General features: G+C 58.5%; 24 protein-coding genes. 9 read left to right on the forward strand and 15 right to left on the reverse strand.

The annotated features are described in order from the left end of the window. The first annotated feature begins 41 nt into the window (after positions 1-41). Positions 42-1037: a type I glyceraldehyde-3-phosphate dehydrogenase gene (gene gap, locus G5533_RS15455; RefSeq protein ID WP_005335708.1), complete on the forward strand. Its 996-nt coding sequence runs from the start codon at positions 42-44 to the stop codon at positions 1035-1037. Positions 1038-1123: 86 nt separating this feature from the next. Beyond that, positions 1124-1990, forward strand: a complete 867-nt coding sequence (locus G5533_RS15460) for a D-hexose-6-phosphate mutarotase (RefSeq protein WP_441255017.1) — start codon at positions 1124-1126, stop codon at positions 1988-1990. Between the two features lie 70 nt (positions 1991-2060). Here G5533_RS15460 and nadA read toward each other — a convergent pair whose 3' ends face one another. Next, positions 2061-3134 (reverse strand): quinolinate synthase NadA, encoded by a 1074-nt coding sequence (gene nadA, locus G5533_RS15465; protein WP_421255547.1) that lies wholly within the window; start codon positions 3132-3134, stop codon positions 2061-2063. A gap of 139 nt (positions 3135-3273) precedes the next feature. Here nadA and G5533_RS15470 point away from each other — a divergent pair, with 139 nt between their 5' ends. Continuing rightward, positions 3274-5379, forward strand: coding sequence for a methyl-accepting chemotaxis protein (locus tag G5533_RS15470; RefSeq protein WP_421255546.1), 2106 nt, complete (start codon positions 3274-3276; stop codon positions 5377-5379). A gap of 69 nt (positions 5380-5448) precedes the next feature. Here G5533_RS15470 and G5533_RS15475 read toward each other — a convergent pair whose 3' ends face one another. Next, positions 5449-5904, reverse strand: a complete 456-nt coding sequence (locus G5533_RS15475; protein ID WP_005335704.1) for an NfeD family protein — start codon at positions 5902-5904, stop codon at positions 5449-5451. Next, complete coding sequence (locus G5533_RS15480) at positions 5901-6824, reverse strand: SPFH domain-containing protein (RefSeq protein WP_005335703.1); 924 nt, start codon at positions 6822-6824, stop codon at positions 5901-5903. Before G5533_RS15480 ends, G5533_RS15475 begins: the two co-directional genes overlap by 4 nt. A gap of 197 nt (positions 6825-7021) precedes the next feature. On the opposite strand from G5533_RS15480, the gene cysG reads away from it, so the two are divergent. The 5 genes from cysG (at position 7022) to cysC (ending at position 13375) form a co-directional block, all read left to right on the forward strand. Next, entirely contained in the window at positions 7022-8455 is a 1434-nt protein-coding gene (gene cysG, locus G5533_RS15485; protein WP_421255545.1) for a siroheme synthase CysG, read from the forward strand. Positions 8456-8527: 72 nt separating this feature from the next. Next, the gene (gene cysD / locus G5533_RS15490) at positions 8528-9460 is read left to right on the forward strand and encodes a sulfate adenylyltransferase subunit CysD (protein ID WP_323137704.1); all 933 of its coding nucleotides are present in this window, start codon (positions 8528-8530) and stop codon (positions 9458-9460) included. 13 nt (positions 9461-9473) lie between these two features. Next, positions 9474-10916 (forward strand): sulfate adenylyltransferase subunit CysN, encoded by a 1443-nt coding sequence (cysN, locus tag G5533_RS15495; protein ID WP_441255019.1) that lies wholly within the window; start codon positions 9474-9476, stop codon positions 10914-10916. 4 nt (positions 10917-10920) lie between these two features. After that, a complete protein-coding gene (locus G5533_RS15500) occupies positions 10921-12645 on the forward strand; it encodes an SLC13 family permease (RefSeq protein WP_441255020.1) in 1725 nt (574 codons plus the stop codon). A 139-nt stretch (positions 12646-12784) separates the two neighbouring features. After that, positions 12785-13375, forward strand: coding sequence for an adenylyl-sulfate kinase (cysC, locus tag G5533_RS15505; RefSeq protein WP_441255022.1), 591 nt, complete (start codon positions 12785-12787; stop codon positions 13373-13375). A gap of 239 nt (positions 13376-13614) precedes the next feature. Here cysC and G5533_RS15510 read toward each other — a convergent pair whose 3' ends face one another. The 11 genes from G5533_RS15510 to G5533_RS15560 all read right to left on the reverse strand — a co-directional run bounded on the left by G5533_RS15510 (position 13615) and on the right by G5533_RS15560 (position 23994). Continuing rightward, a complete protein-coding gene (locus tag G5533_RS15510) occupies positions 13615-14196 on the reverse strand; it encodes a hypothetical protein (RefSeq protein ID WP_335831139.1) in 582 nt (193 codons plus the stop codon). Positions 14197-14278: 82 nt separating this feature from the next. Next, on the reverse strand, positions 14279-15313 hold the full coding sequence (locus G5533_RS15515) for a DUF2806 domain-containing protein (protein WP_323970182.1): 1035 nt from the start codon (positions 15311-15313) through the stop codon (positions 14279-14281). 748 nt (positions 15314-16061) lie between these two features. Next, on the reverse strand, positions 16062-17699 hold the full coding sequence (locus tag G5533_RS15520; protein ID WP_441255024.1) for a methyl-accepting chemotaxis protein: 1638 nt from the start codon (positions 17697-17699) through the stop codon (positions 16062-16064). 276 nt (positions 17700-17975) lie between these two features. Further along, positions 17976-18836 carry a TIGR03899 family protein gene (locus G5533_RS15525; protein WP_019444767.1) on the reverse strand — a complete coding sequence of 287 codons (861 nt, stop codon included), beginning with the start codon at positions 18834-18836 and terminating at the stop codon, positions 17976-17978. A 104-nt stretch (positions 18837-18940) separates the two neighbouring features. Beyond that, the gene (locus tag G5533_RS15530; RefSeq protein ID WP_026034852.1) at positions 18941-19414 is read right to left on the reverse strand and encodes a DUF3299 domain-containing protein; all 474 of its coding nucleotides are present in this window, start codon (positions 19412-19414) and stop codon (positions 18941-18943) included. Positions 19415-19445: 31 nt separating this feature from the next. Further along, positions 19446-20693 carry an ABC transporter permease gene (locus G5533_RS15535; protein ID WP_005354695.1) on the reverse strand — a complete coding sequence of 416 codons (1248 nt, stop codon included), beginning with the start codon at positions 20691-20693 and terminating at the stop codon, positions 19446-19448. Further along, positions 20687-21376, reverse strand: coding sequence for an ABC transporter ATP-binding protein (locus tag G5533_RS15540; RefSeq protein WP_005335686.1), 690 nt, complete (start codon positions 21374-21376; stop codon positions 20687-20689). Before G5533_RS15540 ends, G5533_RS15535 begins: the two co-directional genes overlap by 7 nt. A 4-nt stretch (positions 21377-21380) precedes the next feature. Next, positions 21381-21965 carry a DUF2796 domain-containing protein gene (locus G5533_RS15545; RefSeq protein ID WP_376891629.1) on the reverse strand — a complete coding sequence of 195 codons (585 nt, stop codon included), beginning with the start codon at positions 21963-21965 and terminating at the stop codon, positions 21381-21383. Between the two features lie 31 nt (positions 21966-21996). After that, on the reverse strand, positions 21997-22296 hold the full coding sequence (locus G5533_RS15550) for a DUF2607 family protein (RefSeq protein WP_139406805.1): 300 nt from the start codon (positions 22294-22296) through the stop codon (positions 21997-21999). Positions 22297-22340: 44 nt separating this feature from the next. Beyond that, positions 22341-22883, reverse strand: a complete 543-nt coding sequence (locus G5533_RS15555; protein WP_005343253.1) for a YtfJ family protein — start codon at positions 22881-22883, stop codon at positions 22341-22343. A 220-nt stretch (positions 22884-23103) separates the two neighbouring features. Then, positions 23104-23994, reverse strand: a complete 891-nt coding sequence (locus G5533_RS15560) for a hypothetical protein (protein ID WP_441255026.1) — start codon at positions 23992-23994, stop codon at positions 23104-23106. Between the two features lie 139 nt (positions 23995-24133). Here G5533_RS15560 and G5533_RS15565 point away from each other — a divergent pair, with 139 nt between their 5' ends. Next, positions 24134-24481: a hypothetical protein gene (locus G5533_RS15565; protein ID WP_441255028.1), complete on the forward strand. Its 348-nt coding sequence runs from the start codon at positions 24134-24136 to the stop codon at positions 24479-24481. Between the two features lie 28 nt (positions 24482-24509). Here the strand turns inward: G5533_RS15565 and ppa are convergent, their stop codons facing one another. Continuing rightward, positions 24510-25040 (reverse strand): inorganic diphosphatase, encoded by a 531-nt coding sequence (ppa, locus tag G5533_RS15570; protein WP_005335667.1) that lies wholly within the window; start codon positions 25038-25040, stop codon positions 24510-24512. Positions 25041-25100 lie beyond the last annotated feature (60 nt).

Here is a 25100-nt window from a genome sequence, read left to right on the forward strand (position 1 = left end):
GCGGAATTTTCTTTGACTACTGAACAGTTAGGTAACTAAATATGACTATCAAAGTAGGTATTAACGGTTTTGGCCGTATCGGTCGTTTCGTATTCCGTCTGGCTTGCGAGCGTGCAGACATCGAAGTTGTTGGTATCAACGACCTGATCGATGTTGACTACATGGCTTACATGCTGAAGTACGATTCAACTCACGGTCGTTTCAACGGTACCGTTGAAGTTAAAGACGGCAACCTGGTTGTAAACGGCAAAACCGTACGTGTTACCGCTGAGCGTGACCCGGCCAACCTGAAGTGGGGCGAAATCGGTGTTGACGTTGTTGCTGAAGCTACCGGTCTGTTCCTGACCGACGAGACTGCTCGTAAGCACATCGCTGCTGGTGCCAAGAAAGTTGTTCTGACTGGCCCGTCCAAAGACGCTACCCCGATGTTCGTAATGGGTGTTAACGACTCTACCTACGCTGGCCAGGACATCGTTTCCAACGCTTCCTGCACCACCAACTGCCTGGCACCGATCGCCAAGGTTCTGAACGATACCTTCGGTATCGAGTCTGGCCTGATGACCACCGTTCACGCTACCACTGCTACCCAGAAGACCGTTGATGGTCCGTCTGCCAAAGACTGGCGCGGTGGCCGCGGTGCGGCTCAGAACATCATCCCGTCCTCTACCGGTGCTGCCAAAGCTGTTGGCGTAGTTATCCCGGAACTGAAAGGCCTGCTGACCGGTATGGCTTTCCGTGTTCCGACTCCGGACGTCTCTGTTGTTGACCTGACCGTTAACCTGAAGAAAGCTGCCACCTACGCAGAAATCTGCGAAGCGATGAAAGCTGCTTCCGAAGGCGCTATGAAAGGCGTTCTGGGCTACACCGAAGACGAAGTTGTATCTACCGACTTCCTGGGTGAGCGTCAGACCTCCGTATTCGATGCCAAGGCTGGTATCCAGCTGAACGACAAATTCGTTAAAGTTGTATCCTGGTACGACAACGAAATGGGCTACTCCAGCAAAGTTCTGGATCTGATCGCTCACATCTCCAAGTAATTTGGGATGCGCAATCGCGTAGCTTGAAAAAGGCGGCCATTGGCCGCCTTTTTGTTTTTCGGTTTCCCCTGATGACAGGAGTCCACATGCAATCCATTCGTCCCCTGACAGCCAATTGCAAGCTTGCCAACAATGCGGCCGGTCTGCCGGTTCTCACCATCAACAACGACTATGCCAAGGCCGAGATCAGCCTGTTTGGCGCCCATGTGCTGAGCTATCAGCGTCATGGCGAGCCGGCCTCCATCTGGCTGAGTGACAAGGCGGTGCTGGATGGCAGCAAGCCTGTTCGCGGTGGTATCCCGATTTGCTGGCCCTGGTTTGGCCCGGCGCCCGCCCGCGTTGGTAGCGGCAAGCCCTCCCACGGTTTTGCCCGTACCACCCTCTGGATGCTGGACGGGGTCTCCGATCACGCCGATGGCACGCTCGTTCATCTCTCCCTGCGCGATAGCGATGCAACCCGCGCCCTGTGGGATCACTCCTTCGAGCTGGAACTGGACGTGCTGGTGGGCAAAGAGCTCTCGCTGGTGCTGACCACTCGCAACACCGGTAGCCAGCCGCTGACTTATAGCGGTGCGCTGCACACCTATTTGCAGATCAGCGCACCGGAGGCGGTGAGCGTCACCGGCCTGGGCGAGCCCTATGCCGACAAGCTGACCGGGCAGGATGCCAAGCAGCAGGGGGCATTGACCCTGAGCGGGCCGCTGGATCGGGTCTACTGGCAGCCAGAGGCGCTGGTGAAGGTGCAGGATGGTGAGCGCGAGACCCGGGTTGTCAGTGGCAACCACGACAGCGTGGTGGTCTGGACCCCCTGGCTGGAAGGGGCCACCGCCATGGCCGACATGAGCGACGATGGCTATCGCACCATGCTCTGCGTCGAGGCAGCCATTGCTGGCGAGGCGGGGGTGACCGTTGCACCGGATGAAGAGCACAGCCTCTCCACCGTGATCATCTGAGCAGGATGAGGTTCAGATAAATAAAGAGGGCTCCCACGGGAGCCCTCTTTGCATCTCGTGACGGCGGCAATCAGGCGTTGCCCTGGGTCTTGAGCTTGAGTTCGGCGGCGAAATTGAGCATGCGATCGAGGGGGATCAAGGCTTTGACCCGCAGAGCTTCGTCGACATGGATCTCGTGGCGCTCGGCACCGTCGGTGAGTGCCTCCTTGATCGCCACCAGACCATTCATCGCCATCCAGGGGCAGTGGGCGCAGCTGCGGCAGGTGGCGCCATCGCCACCGGTCGGCGCTTCCACCATCTCTTTCTCCGGACAAGCCTGCTGCATCTTGTAGAAGATGCCCCTATCGGTCGCCACGATCAGCTTCTGCTGGGGCAGCTCCTTGGCCGCCTTGATCAGCTGACTGGTGGAGCCCACCGCATCGGCCAGCTCGATCACCGAGGCGGGGGATTCCGGATGAACCAGCACGGCGGCGTCAGGATTCTGCTCTTTCAGCTCGCGCAGGGCGCGGGCCTTGAACTCATCGTGGACGATGCAGTGGCCCTGCCAGCGCAGCATCTGCGCCCCGGTCTTCTTCTCAATATAGGCACCCAGATGGCGATCCGGGCCCCAGATGATCTTGTGACCCAGACTGTCGAGGTGTTCGACGATCTCCAGCGCGATGCTGGAGGTAACGACCCAGTCAGCCCGCGCTTTGACCGCAGCCGAGGTATTGGCGTAGACCACCACGGTATGATCCGGGTTGGCATCGCAGAAGGCGGAAAACTGCTCGATGGGGCAGCCCAGATCGAGGGAGCATTCGGCCTTCAGAGTCGGCATCAGCACCCGTTTGTGGGGGCTCAGGATCTTGGAGGTCTCCCCCATGAAGCGCACCCCGGCGACGATCAGGGTCTGCGCCTCGTGATCGCGGCCAAAGCGGGCCATCTCCAGCGAGTCACCGACGAAACCGCCGGTGGCTTCGGCTAGCGCCTGGATCTCGGGATCCGTGTAGTAGTGGGCGACCAGTACCGCTTTGCGCTCCTTGAGTAGCGCCTTGATTTCTGTGGTCAAGGTCGTTCTCTGCTCGGCACTCAGGGGAAGAGGTTTGGCCGGAAAGGGGTAGTCCATCGCGACTACCGGCGGGACACTGCTCAGTGCATTGCTCATTGCGACTGTTCCATCAACGCTCGGGAAGGCCAAAATTATAACCAGAAGCCGGTGACAAACCCATCACAAATCCGGTGTGCTGCAAGTGGACGAATATACTCAACTTATTCGTTGTCATATTGCCATAAGGAGTTGTCGTATGAAGCAACGTTCCCTCAAGTTCAAGTTGTTGTCTCTGACCATGGGGCTGTTTCTGTTGACCGGGCTGGCCATGACCCTGTTGCAATCGGCTTCTTTCAGTTCCCTTCGCAATATGGTGATGACCCAGACCAGCGATGCACTGGAAGAGGAGGTCTCCCGCAGCCTGCAGTATCAGGCAGAGCGCTATGCCATCCAGATTGCCTCGCTGATGCAGAACTCCTATCAGATCCCCCTGACCGTGACCGCCCAGATTGAAGCCGGGATGGCCAAACCGGAACTGCGGTTGTCGCGACCCCAAGTGGAGTCTCTGCTCGGCAGCAGCCTGCAGCAGGCGAGCGGGATCAGCTCCATTTATGCCCAGTTTGAACCGGATGGCTATGATGGCGAAGATGGCAACTGGCTGGGCGGGGCCAGCCACTCGGTGGCAGGAAAGGGGAGTCTGGAGGTCTATTTCACCAAGGATCAGGGAGGGGCCGTCGCTCAGCAAGCGGTGGACGCTGCTGCCAGCGAGGCCAAGTTTGATACCTCCCTCAACGAGTTTGGCATTCGCAACAGCGAGTGGTATCTCTGTGGTCGCGATACCCGCCAGCCCTGCCTGATGGAGCCTTATCTCTACGAAATCAGCCCGGGCAACAAGATGCTGATGACCAGTCTGACGGTGCCCGTGCTGCGTGACGGCAAGTTTGTCGGGCTGGCCGGGGTGGATATGAACCTGCCCATCTTCCAGCAACTGGCTGAAAACCTTGGCAAGAGCCTCTATGACAACAAGGCGGATGTGACCCTGGTCAGCAAGATGGGGCTGATTGTGGGCAGCAACCGCTATGCCGACAAGCTGGGCCGTCCACTCAAGGAGGTGGGCCTGACCCTGCCTGACGGTCAGCCGGTCAGCAGCGACAGTGACTTTATTCTTCATCAGCCCATTCGGGTTGAGGCTGCCAATACCCAGTGGTGGTTGATGATCAAGGTGCCCAAGGCGCTGGCGCTCGGCAAGGCGCACGCCATCAGCAATGAACTGGGCACCCTGCTGGTGGATGCCCAGCGGCAGCAGATCATCGCCATGGGCGGGATTACCCTGTTGGTGCTGGGGCTGCTGGTCTGGTTTATCCAGACCATCACAGCGCCACTTTCTCTTATCAGCCGCCATGTGGGCCATCTCTCCAGCAACGAGGGGGACCTGACCCAGCAGATGGAGATCGACACCCATCAGGAGCTGATCGATCTGGGTTCTCAGCTCAATGCCTTCCTCGGCAAGCTGCGGGGCATGGTGCAAATGAGCAAGGGGATTGGTCAGCAGGTCTACCAGCAGGCGCGGGAGATGAAACATACCGCCGACACCATGCGCAGTAGTCTGGACGAGCAGAATCTGGAGCTGGAGAGCGTGGTGAGCGCCATGCATCAGATGAGCACCACGGCAGTCAGCGTGGCGGGTTATGCCGAGCAGGCGGCGCAGGAGTCGGAAGCGGCGACCCACCACATCAATACCGCCCAGCAGACCCTCAGCAATGCTCGCAACGAGATCCATACTCTGGTCGGCGATATGCATGAGGCGGATAAAGCGGTGGCGCTGGTGGCCCAGCGCAGCACCAATATCAGCCGGATCCTCGATGTGATCCGTGCCATTGCCGAGCAGACCAATCTGCTGGCCCTCAATGCCGCCATCGAAGCGGCACGTGCGGGTGATATGGGCCGTGGCTTTGCTGTGGTGGCGGATGAGGTAAGGGCGCTGGCCAACAAGACCCGTGAATCGACCGACGAGATCGGCCAGCTGATTGGTAGCCTGCAAACAGAGGTGAGCAGCAGTCAACGTCTGATGAATACCGGCATCGAGCGCTCCACCACCACGGTGCAGGGCACCGAGCAGGCGTTCGAGGCGCTCAATCGGGTGGTGGCGCAGATCCAGCAGATCCACGACCACATCAGTCAGGTGGCTACCGCCGCCGAGCAGCAGAGCGCCGTCAGTGACGATATCAACAAGAATTTGATGCGGATCGGTGATACCGCCAACGTGATTGGGCAGGAGGCCAGCTCCAGCCATCAACTGAGCGAGGCGCTGGAGCAAGCGGCCACGGCGCTCGCCAGTCAGCTCGATCGGCTGCGTACCTGAGTGGCAGCCAGAGAGACAAAAGCCCGCGAGCGATCGCGGGCTTTTTTATGACTCGACGGCAGAGTTGCGTCAGTTGCGGGGTTCAACCAGCAGGATGTGGGAGTCGGCCCCGACCACCCTGACCTTGCTGCCCGCAGGCAGCGACTCGTCACAGCGCACCGTCCAGACCGTGTCGTCCAGATGCACCCGGCTGGTGCCCTGGGTCACATCATCCAGAAGGGTCAGCTCGCGGCCCATATAACTCTGCATCCGCTCGTTGATGGTGCTGGCGGCATCCTGACCCGAGTTGTCGCGCTGGTGCTGCCAGCGCCACCAGGCCCAGGTGGTGAGCAGGGATTGTACCGCAAACAGCAGCAGCTGCGCCTGCCAGCCAAAGGGCCAGATCAGCAGCAGTAGCCCCACTTCCAGCGCGGCGATGCCGGTCCAGAGCAAAAAGCCCACCGAGCCGAGCACCTCGATGGCCAGCAGAATGAAGCCGAGCCCCAGCCAGTGCCAGTGGGTCAGCCCCTCTAACAGGGCTGTCATGACTTGCTGCCCTTGCCATCTTTGTTGAACAGCTCGGCCATGCCAGCCACAGAGCCAATCAGGCTGCCCGCTTCCAGCGGCATCATGATGATCTTGCTGTTGGGGCCTTCACCGATGCGGGCCAGTGCCTCGGTATATTTCTGAGCCACGAAGTAGTTGATGGCCTGCAGGTCTCCTTCCGCAATCGCCTGGGAAACCATATGGGTCGCCTTGGCTTCCGCCTCGGCAGCCCGCTCCCGTGCTTCGGCGGCGAGAAAGGCGGCCTGACGCTCACCTTCGGCTTTGAGGATCTGGGACTGCTTCTCCCCTTCCGCTTTCAGGATCTTGGACTGGCGCACTCCTTCGGCCTCCAGTACCTCGGCCCGTTTCTGGCGCTCGGCCTTCATCTGGGCGTTCATCGCTTCGACCAGCGCCAGCGGCGGGCGCACATCTTTAATCTCGATGCGGGTCACCTTGATGCCCCAGGGGGCGGTGGCGGCATCCATGGTGCGCAGCAGTTTCTCGTTGATGGTGTCGCGCTGGGAGAGCATCTCGTCCAGCTCCATGGCGCCGAGCACGGTGCGCATGTTGGTCATGGTGAGATTGCGGATAGCGCTGGTGAGATCGTTGACCTCGTAACCCGCTTTGCGGGCATCCACCACCTGCACAAAGCTGATGGCATCGATGGTGACGTTGGCGTTGTCGCGGGAGATCACCTCTTGTGCCGGGATATCCAGCACCTGCTCCATCATGATGATTTTGTGGCCGACCCGATCCACGTAGGGGATCAGCAGGTTGAGACCCGGGGTCAGGGTGCGGGTGTAGCGGCCGAAGCGCTCTACCGTCCAGTTGTAGCCCTGGGGCACTATCTTGATGCCCGCGCTCAGGGTGGCGAGCACCAGGAACACAAAAATCCCTAGCACAATCAATGATTCATTCATCATTTAGCTCCTTATGAAACACAGTCCCTAGCCTATGGTCTGGCGTCAGGTACCACAAGTGACTTTGTACGCCTTTGTCATGAATTGGCTTTGCTAATTACCAAAACGCATTAAAAAGCATTTTTTATTATTTTGAGGGATAAGCTGCCCTGCCTATAGTCGCCCCATATTAGTCGTGTTCCGAGGGATGGGCCGAAATGGATTATTTACCTATGTTTGCCAAGTTGGAAGGCCGCCCGGTACTGCTGGTGGGCGGGGGCGAGGTTGCCCTGCGCAAGGCGCGCCTGCTGCTGGCGGCCGGTGCCCGGCTGACCCTGGTCTCCCCGGAGCTTGAACCGGAATTTTCGGAATTCACCGGTCGTTTCACCCATCTGGCGGAGCGCTTCACCCCGGCCCATCTGGCTGGCCAGATTTTGGTGGTGGCGGCGACCGACAACCTCGAAGTCAACGCCCTCGTTTATCAGAGCGCCAACCAGCTGGGTCTGTTCGTCAACGTGGTGGATGACCCCAAACGCTCCAGCTTTATCTTCCCCTCGATCATCGATCGCTCGCCGCTGATGGTAGCGGTCTCCAGTGGCGGCAAGGCGCCGGTGCTGGTGCGCCTGTTGCGTGAGCGGTTGGAGAGCCTGCTGCCGCGCCATCTCGGCGGGCTGACCGAGCTCTCTGGCCGGGTGCGTGACAAGGCCAAGCGGGTGCTCTCCTCGATTTCCGATCGTCGTCGCTTTTGGGAGCGCGCCTTTGCCTCCAACACCCTCGCCAGCCTGATTGAGAAAGAGGACTGGCAAGGTGCCGAGCAGTGGCTGAGCGATGGCCTCGATCAGGCGAAAAGCGAAGTGGGCGAGGTGGTGCTGGTCGGTGCGGGTCCCGGTGATCCGGGCCTGCTGACCCTCAAGGCGCTGCAACAGATTCAACAGGCTGAAGTGGTGCTCTACGACCAGCTGGTCTCCGCCGAGATCCTCGATCTGGTGCGCCGCGACGCCACTCTGGTGTCGGTCGGCAAGAAGGCGGGCGCCCACAGCGTGCCGCAGGAGGAGACCAATCGCCTGCTGGTGGAATACGCCAAGGCGGGCAACCGGGTGGTGCGGCTGAAAGGGGGCGATCCCTTTATGTTTGGCCGGGGTGGCGAGGAGCTGGAAGTGCTGGCCGACGAAGGCATCCCCTTCTCGGTGGTGCCCGGCATCACGGCCGCCGCCGGTGCCACCGCCTATGCCGGCATTCCGCTCACTCACCGTGATTACGCCCAGAGCGCCGTCTTTATCACTGGCCACTGCCAGAAAGAGGGCAAGGAGCCCGACTGGCAGCAGCTCGCCGCCACCAGTCAGACCCTGGTCATCTACATGGGGCTGATGCGCTCCGAGCATATCCAGCAGCAATTGGTGGATCACGGCCGAAGCCAAGCCACCCCCATCGCCATCATCGAGCGCGGCACCACGTCCCGCCAGCGGGTGCTGACCGGCACGCTGGCCGACTTGGCCGAGCTGGCCAAACAGGCGGTGAGCCCGTCGCTTATCGTCATCGGCGAAGTGGTTGCCCTGCGTGAGCGGCTAGCCTGGTTTGGGGAAAAAAGCGGCCAGCAGAACGCTAACCCGGATCTCGATGGCTGTGACCTCAAGCTGGTGCAGCTGGCCTGACCGAGAAAGAGATATTTGATGCGGCTGCCAGCGCGGCCGCGCACTGAACCACCCAGCGCCCCGAGCAGGCGCATAAGCAATGACCCGAGGACCAACATGGACCGTGAAAGATTGACGCACTTGCAGCAGCTGGAAGCCGAGAGCATCCATATCATCCGCGAGGTGGCTGCCGAATTTGAAAACCCGGTGATGATGTATTCCATCGGCAAGGACTCCTCCGTCATGCTGCACCTTGCCCGCAAGGCCTTCTATCCGGGCAAGATCCCGTTCCCCTTGCTCCACGTCGATACCGACTGGAAGTTCAAGGAGATGATCAAGTTCCGCGACGAGACCGCCAAAAAGTACGGGCTGGATCTCATCGTCCACAAGAACCCGGAAGGGCTCGCCATGGGCATCAACCCCTTCGTCCACGGCAGCGGCAAGCACACCGACATCATGAAGACCGAGGGGCTCAAGCAGGCGCTTAACAAATATGGCTTCGATGCCGCCTTCGGCGGTGCCCGCCGCGACGAGGAGAAGTCCCGCGCCAAGGAGCGGGTCTACTCCTTCCGTGACAAGTCTCACCGCTGGGATCCGAAGAACCAGCGCCCCGAGCTGTGGCGGGTCTACAACAGCCAGGTCAACAAGGGGGAGAGCATCCGGGTGTTCCCACTCTCCAACTGGACCGAGCTGGATATCTGGCAATACATCTATCTGGAAAAGATCGACATAGTGCCGCTCTACTTCGCCGCTTACCGTCCGGTGGTGGAGCGCAACGGCATCAAGATCATGGTGGATGACGATCGTATGCCCATCGGCCCGGAAGACGAAGTGAAGCAGGAGCTGGTGCGCTTCCGCACCCTCGGTTGCTACCCGCTGACCGGGGCCATCGAATCCGATGCCACCACCTTGCCGGAAATTATTGAAGAGATGCTGCTCACCACCTCGAGCGAGCGGCAAGGGCGGCTGATTGACCACGATCAGGCCGGCTCCATGGAGCAGAAGAAGCGTCAGGGATATTTCTAAGGAGTCCGTCAGCATGAACAGCCATATTCAGACCGCCATCACCGAACAGGGCATCGAAGCCTATCTGCACGCCCAGCAGCACAAGAGCCTGCTGCGTTTTCTCACCTGCGGCAGCGTGGATGACGGCAAGAGCACCCTTATCGGTCGCCTGCTGCACGACTCCCAGCAGATTTATGAAGATCAGCTCAAAGCGCTGGAGTCCGACAGCCAGAAGCTCGGCACCACAGGCGAGAAGCTGGACCTGGCACTGCTGGTAGACGGCCTGCAAGCGGAGCGCGAGCAGGGCATCACCATCGACGTGGCCTACCGCTACTTCTCCACCGCCAAGCGCAAATTTATCATCTCGGATACCCCGGGCCACGAGCAGTACACCCGCAACATGGCCACCGGCGCCTCCACCTGCGATCTGGCCATCATTCTGATCGACGCTCGCAAAGGGGTGCTGGATCAGACCCGCCGCCACAGCTTTATTGCGAGCCTGCTCGGCATCAAGCAGTTCGTGGTGGCGGTCAACAAGATGGATCTGGTGGAGTTCAGTCAGGAGGTGTTCGAGCGCATCAGTGCCGACTACCGCGAGTTCGCCAAGAAGCTCAGTGTCGACACCATCCATATCGTGCCGGTCTCGGCGCTGGACGGTGACAACGTGGTCAACCCGAGCGACAAGCTGGCTTGGTACGAAGGCGAAACCCTGCTCTCCCTGCTGGAGTCGGCGGAAGTGGAGCGCGAGCTGGAGCGTCATCCGGTGCGCCTGCCGGTGCAGTATGTGAACCGCCCCAACCTCGATTTTCGCGGCTTCGCGGGCACGCTGGCCTCTGGCATCCTGCGGGTGGGCGACAAGCTGGCGGTGCTGCCGTCGGGCAAGGAGAGCACAGTCACCCGCATCGTCACCTTCGACGGGGATCTGGAGTACGCCCTGCCGGGTCAGGCCATCACGGTCACCTTCGCCGACGAGATCGATATCAGCCGCGGCGACCTGCTGGTGGATGCCGCCAAGCAGCCGCAAGTGACCCAGAATGTGCTGGCCCATATCGTCTGGATGGGGGAGGAGTCCCTGCAACCGGGCCGGGTCTACGACGTCAAGCTGGCCACCAAGAAGAGTCGCGGTCAGGTGGAGGGCATTCGTCATCGCATCGAGATCAACAAGCTGGACGAGTTGGACGCGAGTGAACTCAAGCTCAACGAGATCGGCCTGTGCGAGCTGAGCCTCACCGACCCGGTGGCGTTCGACCCGTATCAGGAGATCCGCGATACCGGCAGCTTTATCCTGATCGACCGGCTGACCAACGTCACCGTCGGCGCCGGCATGATAGTGGAAGGCTTGGCCGCCAAAGCGGTAAATCTTGCGGGTAGAGCAGGGCACTACAGCGAGTTTGAGATCGAGCTCAACGCCTTGGTGCGCAAGCACTTCCCGCACTGGCAAGCCCTTGCCATCGGTAACGACACAAGCAAGGAGTAAGCCCATGACCTGGCAACAATTCCTGGTGCTGGGTCTGCTGGCTGCTCTCGTGGCCCTGCTGATCCAGGGCAAACTCCGCCCGGCGCTGCTCTTCTCGGGCGCCGTGCTCATCACCTACCTGAGCGGGCTGGCGGATATCAATGCCGTGGTGGCGGGCTACACCAACATTGCCCTGCTGACCCTGGTGCTGTTGCTGCTGGTGTCGCTGGCGGTGGAGAAGACCCGCATCATGAGCTGGTTCGCCAATCTGGTGGGCACGGGTTCATTCAACAAGGTGCTGGTGAAGGTGTGGTTCTCCACCGCCTTCCTGTCGGCGTTCGTCAACAACACCGCCGTGGTGGCCTCCATGCTGGGAGCGGTCAAACGCAACCCCAACCATGCGCCGTCGCGGCTGCTGCTGCCCATGTGCTTCGCGGCCACCTTTGGCGGGGTGCTGACCCTGATCGGCACCTCCACCAACCTGATCGTCAACAGCTTCCTCATCAAGATGGGGGCGCCGCCGCTCGGCATGTTCGACTTCTTTATGGTGGGAGCGGGTACTCTGCTGACCGGTCTGGTGGCCGTGCTGCTGTTTGCCCGTCACCTGCCGGTTCAGGATACCGAGATGAGCCGCGAATCCGGCTACTTTCTCGAAGCCAAGGTGGGCGCCGGTTCACCGCTGGCGGGGCGCAGCGTCAAGGAGAACGGCCTGCGTAGCCTGAAAAGCCTCTATCTGGCGGAAATCATTCGCGGCGAGCAGGTGATCTGCCCGGTGCAGCCGGAACACGAACTGCACGAAGGGGACGTGCTGCTGTTTTGCGGCGATGTGGAGAGCGTCGGCGTATTGCAGGAGATGAAAGGGCTGGATCTCTACGGCCAGCACCGCCTCAACGGCCAGCATCTGGTGGAGGTGATCGTCAGCCACAGCTCGCGGCTGGTGGGTCAGACCATCAAGGATGCCGAGTTTCGCACCCACTTCGATGCGGTGGTGCTGGCGGTGCGCCGCGGCGAAACCCAGCTTACCGGTGGCCTCGGCCAGATTGAGCTGCATGCCGGTGATACCCTGCTGCTGGCCCCCGGCCCCCAGTTTGCCCGCAACAAGTCGCTGGGGCGGGAGTTTGTGGTGGTGAGCGGGCTGGAAGCCTCCACCCGCCTCGATGGCAAACGCAGCGCCGCCGTGGTGCTGGGCTTTCTCGGGGTGTTGGCGCTCTCGGTATTCGATCTGGTGCCGCTGTTCAAGGGCTTGCTGCTGATGCTGGTGGCGCTGCTGCTCACCCGCATTCTGACCCTGGACGAGATCCGCCGCCGCTTTCCGCTGGATATCTGGCTGGTGGTGGGCGGGGCGCTCGCCATCGCCGATCAGCTGGAAAAGAGCGGGCTGGCCAAGCTTATCGCCGACTGGCTGATGGGGGAGTTCAATGGTGCCAGCCCCATCATCGCCTTTATCGGTATCTATGTGTTTACGCTGGTGCTGACCGAGCTGATGAGCAACAACGCGGCGGCCGCGCTGGCTTTCCCCATGGGTTACCAGCTGGCGCTCAGCATGGATGTCTCGACCATGCCGTTTATTCTGGCGGTGCTGTTCGGGGCGAGCTCCAGCTTTATCCTGCCCTACGGCTACCAGACCAACCTGATGGTCTATGCCGCGGGCAACTACAAGATGCCGGACTACCTCAAGCTGGCCCTGCCGGTCTCGCTGGCCTATAGCCTCGGGGTGATTGTGATGGTGCCCCTGCTGTTTCCGTTTTAAGGCGTGAGTGCCAATCAAGGGGTGTTGGGTGAGCAATACCATGGCACCAGCACGTTGTCGGCTGATGGTCCGAGGCGGCTCCTCGTGGTGCCGGACAGTTTAAGTTTTGAGGCGCGAGCGCCAATCAAGGAGTGTTGGGATGAGCAATATCGTGTGGCACAAGCATGCCGTGGACAAACAGAGCCGGGCCGAGCTTAAAGGGCAAAAACCGTTGGTGATCTGGTTTACCGGGCTCTCGGGGGCAGGCAAATCCACCCTGGCGGGGGCGCTGGAGCAGGCGCTGGCGGCACAAGGCAAGCACACCTATCTGCTGGATGGGGACAATGTGCGCCACGGCCTCTGTGGCGATCTCGGTTTCGATGATGCAGCCCGTCAGGAGAATATCCGCCGGGTCGGCGAGGTGGCAAAACTGATGGTGGATGCGGGCCTTATCGTGCTCACCGCCTTTATCTCGCCATTTCGTGCCGAGCGGACGCTGGTGCGCAGCCTCTTGGGTGAAGGGGAGTTTGTCGAAGTGTTTGTCGATGCGCCGCTCGCCGTTTGTGAAGAGCGTGATCCCAAGGGGCTCTACAAGAAGGCTAGGGCAGGGGAAATTACGAATTTTACCGGTATCGACTCCGCCTACGAGGCACCGGAGCAGCCGGAGATCCATCTGCTTAACGCCGGTAAAGCGGTGGAGGTGCTGGTGGATGAGTTGCTGATTGCCCTGCGGCAGGGGAACTACCTGTAGTTGTTGAGTTGCACCATTTGATAAAGGGAGCTGGATTGTTATCTGGGCAACCGGTCAGTTGTCCACCACAGGTGTTGATGAGTTGGCAGCTTCTTTCATTTACGAAACTCAAATATCACATAACGTTTGGTTAAGGGGTGGGCAACGCATAACAACCAAACTCAAACTCAAACTCAAACTCAAACTCAAACACAACAACTGCAACCACCGCGCGTTGACAGTCCCTCTTGAGGCGTTTGTTATGTTCGTGACTCAACGAAGTGTTGATACTGCTTTTCTTGTACTGTCGCAAGGTATAACGCTTTTTGGTAAATAGCATTGATGCTGCTGTGCATACGATCGAAAACACTGTCGCTATCCGGTAAAAAAGACACAAATCTTTGAGACTTGACAAGGAAGTCCTCTATTTTGTGCTCTAAACCAGTATGGTCTATATTGTGTGCCATATGATTTCGAATATTGTTCAACTTCGCAAAACAATCCCACAATTGCATCGTATCTTCACAGTTATCATCACAATATGCACGACCAAGGCTGATCACTGTTGATGTTTCTTTAAACACACCATTGAGTACCTTTGGATTTGGGAAGTGATTATTTACGTAGCTACGGATTTGCTGCTCAATGAGTAAATGACCTTTCAAAACGAGCAACATTAGGTCACCATCATTAGGCAATTTTTCAAAAAAATGCGCAAGGTTATCAAAATACGAATCAGTGTACGTCGACAAAAGATAATTATAGTTATCAACTTGCTGTTGATTCCCGGACTGTTTTGCTTGCTCAAGTTCTTTAAGCCAAAAGTCTCTAGTATTATCCATGTACACCTCCTAGAACATAACGCCTCAATAACCGGCGCGCTTTAGCGCGTCCGGCGCCGCAGGCGCGAAGTTGATTGACTTGTTAAGCATTTTCTTCGATCTTTACTTCTTTCGGATTAAAGTAACGCCCCAAACTTGCTGTTTGCTGGATAAAATCAGCTGTTTTTACATTAAATCCTTTTTTTGCGTAGTCTTTTGCGACAGAATCTAGATAATCTGTGTGGACTCCGAAGCTAGCTAGTCTCAAAACTTCAGCACCAACTCGCGTTAATAAATATACTTCCGCCTCCACGGTTTTGTTTTTATCTTCATGTTCTAAGATAATAATCTTATTGCTTGCGATTAAGCCTTTAAAATATTTGTTCTGATCTTGTGTTTTATACGTTGTGGTAAGTCCGAGAGCTTCTACTCCTGAAAGTATTCCAATATCTTGCAAAAACAAAAGGCTTGAAAAATAAACTCCTTCTCGTTCTAGGAATTCTTCTTTTTCTCGGTAGATTCTGCCATCAATGACAAAGCGAGCAGCTTTGCTAATTAGCTCTGCTTCTGATTTTGATAAGCCTTTTAAGAACTCCAAGGTGCGCATGGAGTAAGTCCCTGGCTGTTTTACTTCACCAGCTAAGATTCGCCCCCAAAGATCTTGTAGTTCTTCAGAGGAAACTCTTCCTGCGTAGTCTCTCCATGAGTAAATCCAATCATCATCAATAGGGGTGTCTGAAGGCTCTTGCTGATCTTGGCCTAATATGTCTTCAGCAATCAGTATTGATTTGGCAATGTTAGTTTCCTTGCGAACAGATTCAGAAAAGTCGTTATTGCTAACGGCTATAGCTAAGCCTGTGAGATCTATGGTGGGCTCAATGCGACCTAGTGCATCTATATTTTCAGATGGCGCATTTAATAATTTAACCTGTGGTTTCAGTTGGAAGCTTGATTTGCCCGATTTTATTGATTCAACTTCAATTTCTGCCTGAGCCAATACAAGCATTTCTTTCCGGCGGATCTCTGTTCTAGCATCTGCCATGCGTTTCTCTTGCCATGGCGCTAGCAATGAACCAATTCCTTTTTCAGCAAGTGTCTCCCACATTTTTAGGAGTAATTTTTCTCCGGGATAATCCATAAGTCTCCTAGATGCTTAACAGTGATTAGATGGAAGGCGGCACTAATCCGTTAGCAGAGCATTCCATATAACTCCGTAACATTTTCACTGTCGCCAAGTAAAAATAATAATTAAGTCATGATGTTATCAGCTTTCTTCTCGTGCTTGGCGTATTCGCTTGACTTCCGCTTTTTGTGCCACAGTTACTACTGTATGAAAAAACATCTCGTATGTTGGGCTAAAAATCGTAGGTAGGTGCTAAACGAAGTGAAGCCCAGCATTTACCGGGATACGTATCTTAAATTTTTTTTACCGATCGCCCCAGCCCATGTTTATCCCGCTCTGGTTGAGCTGAGCATGCTTGTCTGTTGGGCTTCGCTACGCTCTGCGCCAACCTGCAAAAACCACGCTACCGCCCCTGAATTTCAGCCTCCAGCTTGCTGCTTTTACCTGCGATTTGGCACTGACTTGGTTCATGGCTGACTCCTGCGAGAGGTTGCCAAGCGGCTATGTTACCGAACGGGGCTGGGGTGAAAAGCACAAGCGGGAATTTTTCTGAGCAAGATCAATAAATTAATAAATAACGGACGGTGATATAACTACACCACCGCACCACCGCACCACCGCACCACCGCACCACTGCAGCAGCCTATCCGCGCAGAGTGAGATTGGAAGGTGAAAGCGAGAGTGCCACCCTCTTGTCGGCAGACATTAAAAAACCACATGGGCCCAAGGGCCCATGTGGTTTTTCTGCGGTGATTGCTTGTCTTTATCTGGCTTGGCGTACCGGCACGGCGCGGGTGGTGGTCACTTCGTAGCGGCTTTGGCTTGCCGGAGCGCCCTTCTGGAACTGGCGTACCAGCCGGTCCAGATCGCTTAACTGGTTTACCAGCTGGGTGATGCCGTGCACGGCGTGTTGGCTGCCCACGCTGGAGTCATCGGCCAGGGTCTTGATGCTGAGCACGTTGCGGTTGATCTCGGCGGTAACGTGGAACTGCTCCTGTACCGCCTGGGCAATCTGGCCGCTGCCAGAGGCCACCTGCTGCAGCATATCGTTGATCTGCTGGAGTATGGTGCCGGTCGCCGAGGCTTTTTGCTGGCAGCTTTCGGAGAGTTGGCAGCCCTTCTCCATCGCCTGTTCTGCATCCCCGGCGCTGGTTTGCAGCTCGGTGATCATCTTCTGGATTTCGCTGGTCGAGGATTGGGTCTTGATGGCGAGCGTGCGGATCTCGTCGGCCACTACCGAGAAGCCGCGACCCGCTTCGCCAGCCCGGGCCGCTTCGATGGCAGCGTTGAGGGCCAGCAGGTTGGTCTGGTTGGCGATGTTGTTGATCACATCGAGGATGCCGTCGATATCGCGGCAGTGGCCGACCAGCGCACTGATCACGCTCTTGGAGGTGGTCAACTCGCTGTTCATGCCTGCCACGGCAGCCACGGTTTCGGCCACGCTACTGTTGCCGCTCTTGAACAGCACGGCCGTTTCATCCAGCAGGCTGGAGGAGTCAGTCGAACTTTGTGACACCTCGCGAATGGACTCCGACATCTCGGTCACGGCGGTCGCTACCTGATTGGTTTCGGCCTGCTGCTGTTGCAGGTTGTCGGTGATGGATTCGGCGTTGCGCAGATCCCCCTCGGCGGCCTGCAGGATCTTGCTGCAAGTCTGCTGGGTGCGGGCCAGCACGGCGTTGAACTCGGCCTGATTCATCACCATCGAGAGTTCGATGGCGGCGATGTTGTCCACCTTGTTGGTGTAGAGCAGCTGCATCAGCGGGTTGTCAAAGCGGCTGCGGGCCATCTTGTTGAGCTTGCCGAGGCGGCGGGAGAGGGCATTCAGGGTGATGGCCGCTATCGCCAGCGGCAGGGCGACCAGCGCCAGTTGCCAGTTCATGTCGTGGTTGTAGCCAAGCGCAAACATGGCGAGCAGGCTCAGCAGCAGACAGAGGTTGATGGCCAGGGTATGGGAGAAGGTGGGCAGCTTGAGCGCCAGCGGTAGCTTGTTGTTGCGAAGGTCGGCATAGACCTTCTCGGCCCGCTGTTTGATCTCTTCGCTTGGGGCCGTGCGCACCGACTGATACTCCACCACCCGGCCACTGGCATCCTTGATGGGGGTGACAAAGGCGCTGACCCAGTAGTGATCGCCATTCTTGCAGCGATTTTTCACCGGCCCCATCCAGCTCTTGCCATCCCTGATGTGACCCCACAGATCGGCAAAGGCCTGTTTCGGCATGTCAGGATGGCGCACCAGATTGTGGTGTTCCCCCTTCAGCTCGTCGAGCGAGAAGCCTGCAATATCGCAGAACTCATCGTTGGCGTAGGTGATGCGGCTCTCCAGATCCGTGGTGGAGATCAGGCTCTGGTGGTCTGGATAGAGACGCTCTCTTTGGGTAACCGGTTGATTGATTCTCATGGCCTTGCTCCCGAGCCGTGGTGGTTAAATTTTGATCTGCATCAAGACGTGTGCAAAGGGCGGGCCAGCTGGCAAAAACTAATGATTGATGTGTTATTAGTGTCGTTTTGGCAGGAAAAGATCGTTGTTGTTTGCAATATGCAACGGAGCAGACGGGGTGTGCCTCTGCGGCATCTGCAATTTGCAACCTATTCTGGACAAGCCCATAAGCTGGGAGCCAGCAGCTTGATGCGAAGGAACCACGAACCGACGGGGCAACAGCTGCCCCGCCAGAGATCAGGGGAGAGGGTCGGGAGCGGGTGAGGAGGGGGCGCTGACGAGCTGCATCACTTCAATCTGGATACCCTGCACTAGCACGGTTTTCAGATCCTGCAGGTACTCCTCCAGCGGTGACTCTTGCAGCAGCTGGGCGAGCTCGTTGCCCACCGGGGTGAGGCGGTAGTAGAGCAGGGTGATGTTGTTCTGCTTGCACTGCAGCCGCCAGCGCTGGTTGCCGAACTCCAGCTCGACCCCATCGGCGGGCAGCGGGCCTGACTCCAGCTCCGCGCGATGCAGCAGCCCGAGCTCAAACAGTTGCAGCAGGGCGTTGTAGGGCAGTCGGTATTTGCCAAGGCCAAGGCGGGTTGCCTTGGCACGACTCAGCAGGGTGGCCCCCTTGTGCAGCCCCAGCAGCAGTCGCTGCTCGTCGCTGCCGGTGTAGTGGCAGGTCAGTGAACAGATGCGCTGGAACAGCTGGGCCTCGCGCTGGGTCATCTCTTTGAGGGTGGCGAGCGCCCGTATGGAGAAGCGGCCCGGCGTGGCGACTTCCAGCGCGAAAATCCGCCCCCACAGCTGCTGCATCGGCACCATGCTGATATCTTCCGCCAGTTGCAGGAAGCGGGTCAGCCAGTCGCTGTCCATCTCGCCGCCGGCGGCCGTCTCTTCGCAGTGGCGGGAGGCCATCACCATGATGGCTTCCAGATTGCGCTGGCGGGCGGCCTGATCCGCCAGATGGCGAAAGGTGGCGCGCTGTTCGAAGGTGCTGTCGCTGTTGCGGGTGAGCATGCCGTCGATGCCGCGACTGCGCGCCAGACGCAGGGTCTGCTCCTGGCTGCTCAGGATCGAACTCTCTTTTTTCGGGGGGGGGAGGTCTGCCATGCTGACTCCATTCGCACAGGTTCTGGAGCTGAATGTTACTCCAACCGGGATGCCAAGATAACAAAGCGGCCTCCGTGGAGGCCGCTTTTTTTGCAACGGGAGGATTACTCCTCGTAGACACTCACCTCGACCGCTTCCATCGAATAGGAGGCGGTGGCCATCTCGTGGCTGGAGCTGACCGTGCGCATCTTGCCCTTCACCCAGATGGCATCCCACAGGTCATCCACCGGCGCCCCCTTGGGGTAGCTCACATAGATCACCTGATTGGTGGGGGGCGGCGGCACATGGATGCAGGCGCCGAAGTAGGGCACCAGCAGGAAGGCGGTGATCTTCTTGGCATCCCCTTCCAGCGGCACTACGAAGCCCGGAATGCGCACATCCTGGTTGTCCAGCTTCTTGTTTACCCCGCCCACCGGTTGCGGCACCGACATGGGATCTTCGTGATTGACCTGGGGCGGTGGCAGCAGTTTCTCCCCTTCCGGGATGAGCACATCCCAGTCGATGGTCTTGTAATCGGCGGCCAGGGCGGGCAGCACCAGCAGGCTGGCGAGCAGCGCCACAATTTTCCACTTCATCATCTGTCCTTCTGTTTCTATTTTGGGCGTCTCGCTAGACGCGAATGCTCATGCCATCGCTCAGGCTGTAGCGGTAAGCGCGGGCGGCAGGGAGCAGGCCAATCACCATGCCTGCCAGCCAGACTACCCCCAGCAACTGCCACTCGTAGGTGCTCGGCAGCCCCAGACTCAGTTGCAGGCCATAGTGGCTGAGCAGCCAGGGCGAGGCAAGCCCCTGCCCCAGATAGAGCACGGCGACCCCGAGAGCGATACCGACCGTGGTCAGCGCCATGGCCTCCAGCGCCAGCAGCAGGAACAGGTGGGCAGGGCCCGCACCGAGGGATCGCAAGATGGCGAGCTCCCGGCGCCGCTCGTTAAGCCCCGCCAGCAGGGTCGTCAGCATGCCGATCAGGCCCGCCACCACCACGAAACCGGCGATCACCGAGAGGGCGGTTTCCGCCACGCTCATCAGGCTCCACAGCTCCTGCAGGGCGGCCCCCGGCAGGATCGCCATCAGCGGCTCCTTGGGATAGGTGTTGACGCTGCGCTGCAGCTGGAACGCCAGGATCCGGTTGCTCAGCCCCACCATAAAGGCGGTGATGGTTTTCGGGGTAAGATCCTGCGCCAGCGCCTGCTCCGGCGTCACGTTCTTGCTGTGGCGACCGGTATCCCAACCGAGATGGATCGCCTCGATCCCCGCCAGCGGCACATGGATGGTGCGATCGATGGGCGTACCGGTCGGCGCCAGAATGCCCACCACCTTGAATGGCAGATTGTCGTGCTGGCTGAACGAGGTGTTGCCAGCGCCGTGTGCGATGACGATGGATTGGTCGAGGTGATAGCCGAGCTTCTCGGCCACCTGGGCGCCGAGCACCGCTTCAAACGGCGTCTCGAACGGTCGCCCTTCCCGCAGTTGCAGCGACTGTTGCTGACCGTACTTCAGGTGGGTGAAGTAGTCGCCATTGGTGCCGAGCACCCGAAATCCCTTGTGGGAGTCACCAAGGGAGAGCGGGATGGTCCAGGCGACGCCCGGTTTCTGCTTGATGGCCTGATAGGAGTCCCACCCCACGTTGTTGGTGGGGTTGCCGATGCGAAACACCGAGTAGAGCAGCAGATTCACCTGACCGGAGCGGGCGCCGACGATGAGATCGGTTCCCGAGACGGTGTTGGAGAAGCTTTCACGGGCCTGGGTGCGCACCCGCTCCACCCCGAGCAGCAGGGTGACGCTGATGGCGACGGCCAGCAGGGTGAGCCCGGCGGTAAGGCGGCGGGCCCAGAGACTTTGCAGGGCTAGCTTTAGCATGATGCCCTCCGGTTGAGCTGTTGCAGGTTTTCGACCCGCGGGAACAGGGGTTCGAGATAAGGGTCGTGACTGACGAAGATCAGGGTAGAGCCCTGTTTGTCGCACTCCTCGAACAACAGCTTGATAAAGGCGGCCCGGTTGTCGGTGTCGAGTGCCGAGGTGGGCTCGTCGGCGATCACCAGTGGCGGCGAGCCGATCAGCGCCCGTGCGGCGGCAACCCGCTGCTGCTGGCCGATGCTGAGGGCGTGGACGGGGCGATGCAGTGCGTCATCCGGCAGTTGCAGCTCCGCCAGCAGACGGCGCGCCTCCTGCTCCGGACTCCCTTGCAGGCGAGCCCGTTTGGCGGGCGAGAAGGTGAGGGCAGCGGTCACGTTGTCCTGCACCGAGAGAAAGGGCAGCAGATTGAACTGCTGGAAGATATAACCCAGATTGGCCGCCCGGAAGTGGTCACGGGCACGGCCAGAGAGCCGGGCCAATGGTTGGCCCAGCACCTCCAGGGTGCCGTGGTTGGCGGTCTGGATCCCGGCCAGCAACCCGAGCAGGGTCGACTTGCCGGAGCCCGACGGGCCCTTGATAAAGACCCGCTCACCCTCGCGGATGGTGAGGGCGGGCAGATCGAGTACAGCGTCGCCACCTGGCCAGGCAAAGGCCAGATCGCGGATCTCAACCACGGCTTTTTTCATGGCGTTACCAGCTCAGCTTGTTGGCGGACGGGGTCAGCTCGCCCGCGGTCTGGCCGGTGGGCAGGATCCCCTGCACGCTCAGCTTCTCAAGGCTTGGATAGACGCTGAACAGGGTCGCCTCGAGGCCGGTCAGTTTGGCCGGGGTGGCGCAGGTGTAGGTGTACATGGCGCCCATATCGGCGTGACCCGCTTCGTCATGATCATGGTGGTCTTCATGTTTGTCGCTGGCAGCCTTGTCATGGTCATGGTCATGGTCGTGATCATGATCTTCTTTGGCGGCCTGCAGCTCCTGCTGGGTCAGTTTGCAGCCAGCGGCCGGGTCGAAGCGGAACAGGGCATCAGGCTGCTGGAGACGGGCGACCGCCTTGGCATATTGCGCCTTCTCTTCATCGCTCTTGGCGGCGTGTTCGAAGCCTACCAGATCGGCTGCGGGCGCCTGCAGCTCGATCATCAGCTGGTCGCCATCGACCACCAGATTGAGGTGGCCGTGGCCATGCTCGTGGGCGCCGTGGCTGTGGCTCTCGTGTTCGTCGTGATTTGCGTGTGCGCCAAAGGCCGCTGCGGCCAGCAACAGAGTAACTGCTTTCATCTTTAATCCTTTTTCAAAACAAATAGCGAAATTAAACAAAGGGATAGAGAAAAGCAGAGGCGGGCGGCGCACGGATGGCATAGCTGTGAAGCGTGGCGGTATCCGCCGAGCGTTGCATGGTTGCAACTGCGGGCAAAACAGAGGTCGAACCGGGGAAACAATAGGGGGTGGCGGTGATGATCTGTTTGCCATCCAGATGGAGGGCGCAAACCAGGCAGTGATGGTCATCGTGGCCGGGCAGGGCGGATTCAAACTGGTGCCGGGCAAGGGCAGGCTGCAGCCATAACCAGCCCAGCAGCAAGATCCAGATTTTCAGTTTGATACGACCCATAGACCCTTATGGAAAGGGCGCCATCAGCGCCCTTTCTCTCTGACTTAGAGATGGGACTTGATGAGCCCCATCACGGTAGCAATGTTGTTGGCATCGAGCTGGCCATCTTTGGCAAACAGCACCTTGCCCTCTTTATCCAGCAGGATGATCGCCGAGCTTTCCGGCGTCAGATCCCAGGCGTTGCGCGCCATGCCCTTGGCATCCAGCACCATGGCGGACCATGGGAACTCTTTCTTGCTGTCCTCGGCACTGCTCTTCACGAAGCCGGAGGTGCCCCAGATGGCGTCATTGCTGTTGATGACGGTAACGGTCTGGTACTTGTCTTGCGGCAGTTTGGCGGCCTTGATCGCCTCGATCATCGGGGCGTTCAGCTCCTTGGCACTGGAGCGACCGGCAATATGCTGGATCAGAAACACCTTGCCGGTGAGCGAGGTGCTCTGCCACGGCTGGTAACCGATATCCTTGCCATTCAGTACCAGCTCACCCTTGTCGCTGACATTGACCAGCGGCACCGGGTTGCCATCCTTGAAGTTGTGAGCAAAGACCAGAGATGGCAGCAGCGCCAAAGTAAGTACGAGATGTTTCATCCTGATGACACTCCATTTGTTATGTTATAACGAGTTTCGGATTGAGGGAATGGGCGAGCTTCATCCTAAACTGATCGGATCTGTTTAAAAAGTGTTAAATAAGATCGCAATTCAGAAGCGTCGGCGCCCCGCCAGCCAGGTGGTTGGCTGGCAAGGGCGGCTAGGATGGCATGACATCGATAAAAATCAATGAATTGGCTGCTGGTCTGAGCTGTCTGCGTCAGTAGAGCGACTCACTGATGAGGGGGATCTTGGCCATGGTCATCTGCTGGGCCAGCAGGGACGAGCCGGTCAGCAACACATGGCGCTGATTGTTGATCACCACCACATCACCGGGTACGCCACTGTCTGCCGTAATGGCCAACCAGGCAGGGGAGACGCTGCCGATGCTGATATCCGGATAGATGATGCTGAGCACATATTGCGGGGCCAGCTCTGCCAGCAGGCTGGCCATCAACAGCGCCTTCTCGTCGCTGTCGGCCTTGTTATCCTGCAACGCTTGCAGCGGCGGCGCGAAGTGATCCAGCTGCTCCGGCTGGGTGGGGATGGCGTTCAGCCACTCCTGCAGCAGGCTGACGCTGGTGGCGAGATCCTTGGCCGCAAATTGCTGCGCCAGCGGTTTGAGATGCCCCTTGAAGTGGTAGAAGAGCTGGGAGTAATCGGGTCGCACGCAAGGCAGTTTGCGATTGGCCGGATGGACGCAGGGGATCACCCTCATCTGGTAGAAGGCATCTTCCTGATACTGCTGGTAGGCTTGCCAGAACAGCATCGACTCCATGCTGTCGTCCCGCAGGGTGAAGGCCTGCTCAAGATTGAGAAACTTGGTAGCGGTCTCGGGGCTGCTCTGATTGATCAGGTTGATGCTGTTGTAGAGCCGCGGGCTGATGTAGGCGTAAAGGGTCTCCAGCGGATTGGTGAGGGAAGCCTTTAGCAGGTTCATCTCGTGGCGACTGGCGGCCATCACCTGATCGTCGGTGGTCAGCTGGAAGTGCTTGCGCTGGCCATCGGTGGATTGCCACTGCCAGCTCATGTTGATTTCGCTGGCGTTGCTTGTAGCACCAAGAGTGGTGCAGAGAGTGAGGCTGAGCAACAGCGCGGGGGTCAGCTTCATGGTGGTGCTTCCTGCCGTGGACGATAATTAACAACTAGGTGAGCCGGAACCACTTTGGTGATGTTTCGTTTTGTGATCTGGATAACAGATTGATGTGACTTTTAATTTAATTGTGAAATTAAGTCACTCTGGAGGGGTTATGAAGCCTTGGAGCATAGTGCTGTTTGGGCTGCTCAGCCTGCCAGCTATGGCGGGTCAGGTGATCGTCAACAAGGGGATGTCCGTTGCGGATACCTTTGCCCTGCGTGACCAGCTGGCGCGCGAACACGAATGGCAGGAGTGGTTGCGCTACCAGCAGGCCATCAAGTGGCTGGAGGTGTTGCCGGTCAACTGCGAGCTGATGAGCCAGCCGGGCGGTGGCTATCGCTGTGGCGGTGATTACTATCGTCCTTACCAGAAAGATGGTCGTGAAATATACATTCAGGGCAATCCTGCCGTAGATGCGGCCGGTCAGCTGCCGCAAATACCGACAAAAAAGGCGCCATAAGGCGCCTTTTTTACAAGCGAAGTGACGCTTACTTGGCAGCGTAACGCTCGGCAGAGGTCTTGATCTCGGCTTCTGCAGCGGCCTTGTCGCCCCAACCTTCCACCTTGACCCATTTGCCCGCTTCCAGCTCTTTGTAGCGCTCGAAGAAGTGCTGGATCTGGGCTTTCAGCAGTTCCGGCAGATCGTTCACATCCTGGATGTGGTCGTACTGCTTGGTCAGCTTGGAGTGCGGTACGGCAACGATCTTGGCATCTTCGCCAGATTCGTCGGTCATCTTCAGCACGCCAACCGGACGGCAGCGAATGACGGAACCGGCCAGCAGCGGGTAGGGGGTCGGAACCAGTACGTCGACGGGGTCACCATCCAGAGAGAGAGTCGCGTTCACGTAGCCGTAGTTGCACGGATAGAACATCGGGGTAGACATGAAGCGATCGACGAAAATAGCACCGCTGTCCTTGTCGACTTCGTATTTGATCGGGTCGGCATTCTGCGGGATTTCGATGATGACATAGATATCGTCGGGCAGGCTCTTGCCGGCCGGTACCAGGTTCAGGCTCATGATAATTCCTTCGTTGTTAGTATCAGGTTTGCAGGCCGATATTATAGCGATGTGATGTTA

Source organism: Aeromonas sp. A600620 (assembly GCF_029479985.1).
In the GTDB taxonomy this organism is placed as follows: Bacteria; Pseudomonadota; Gammaproteobacteria; order Enterobacterales; family Aeromonadaceae; genus Aeromonas; species Aeromonas veronii_A.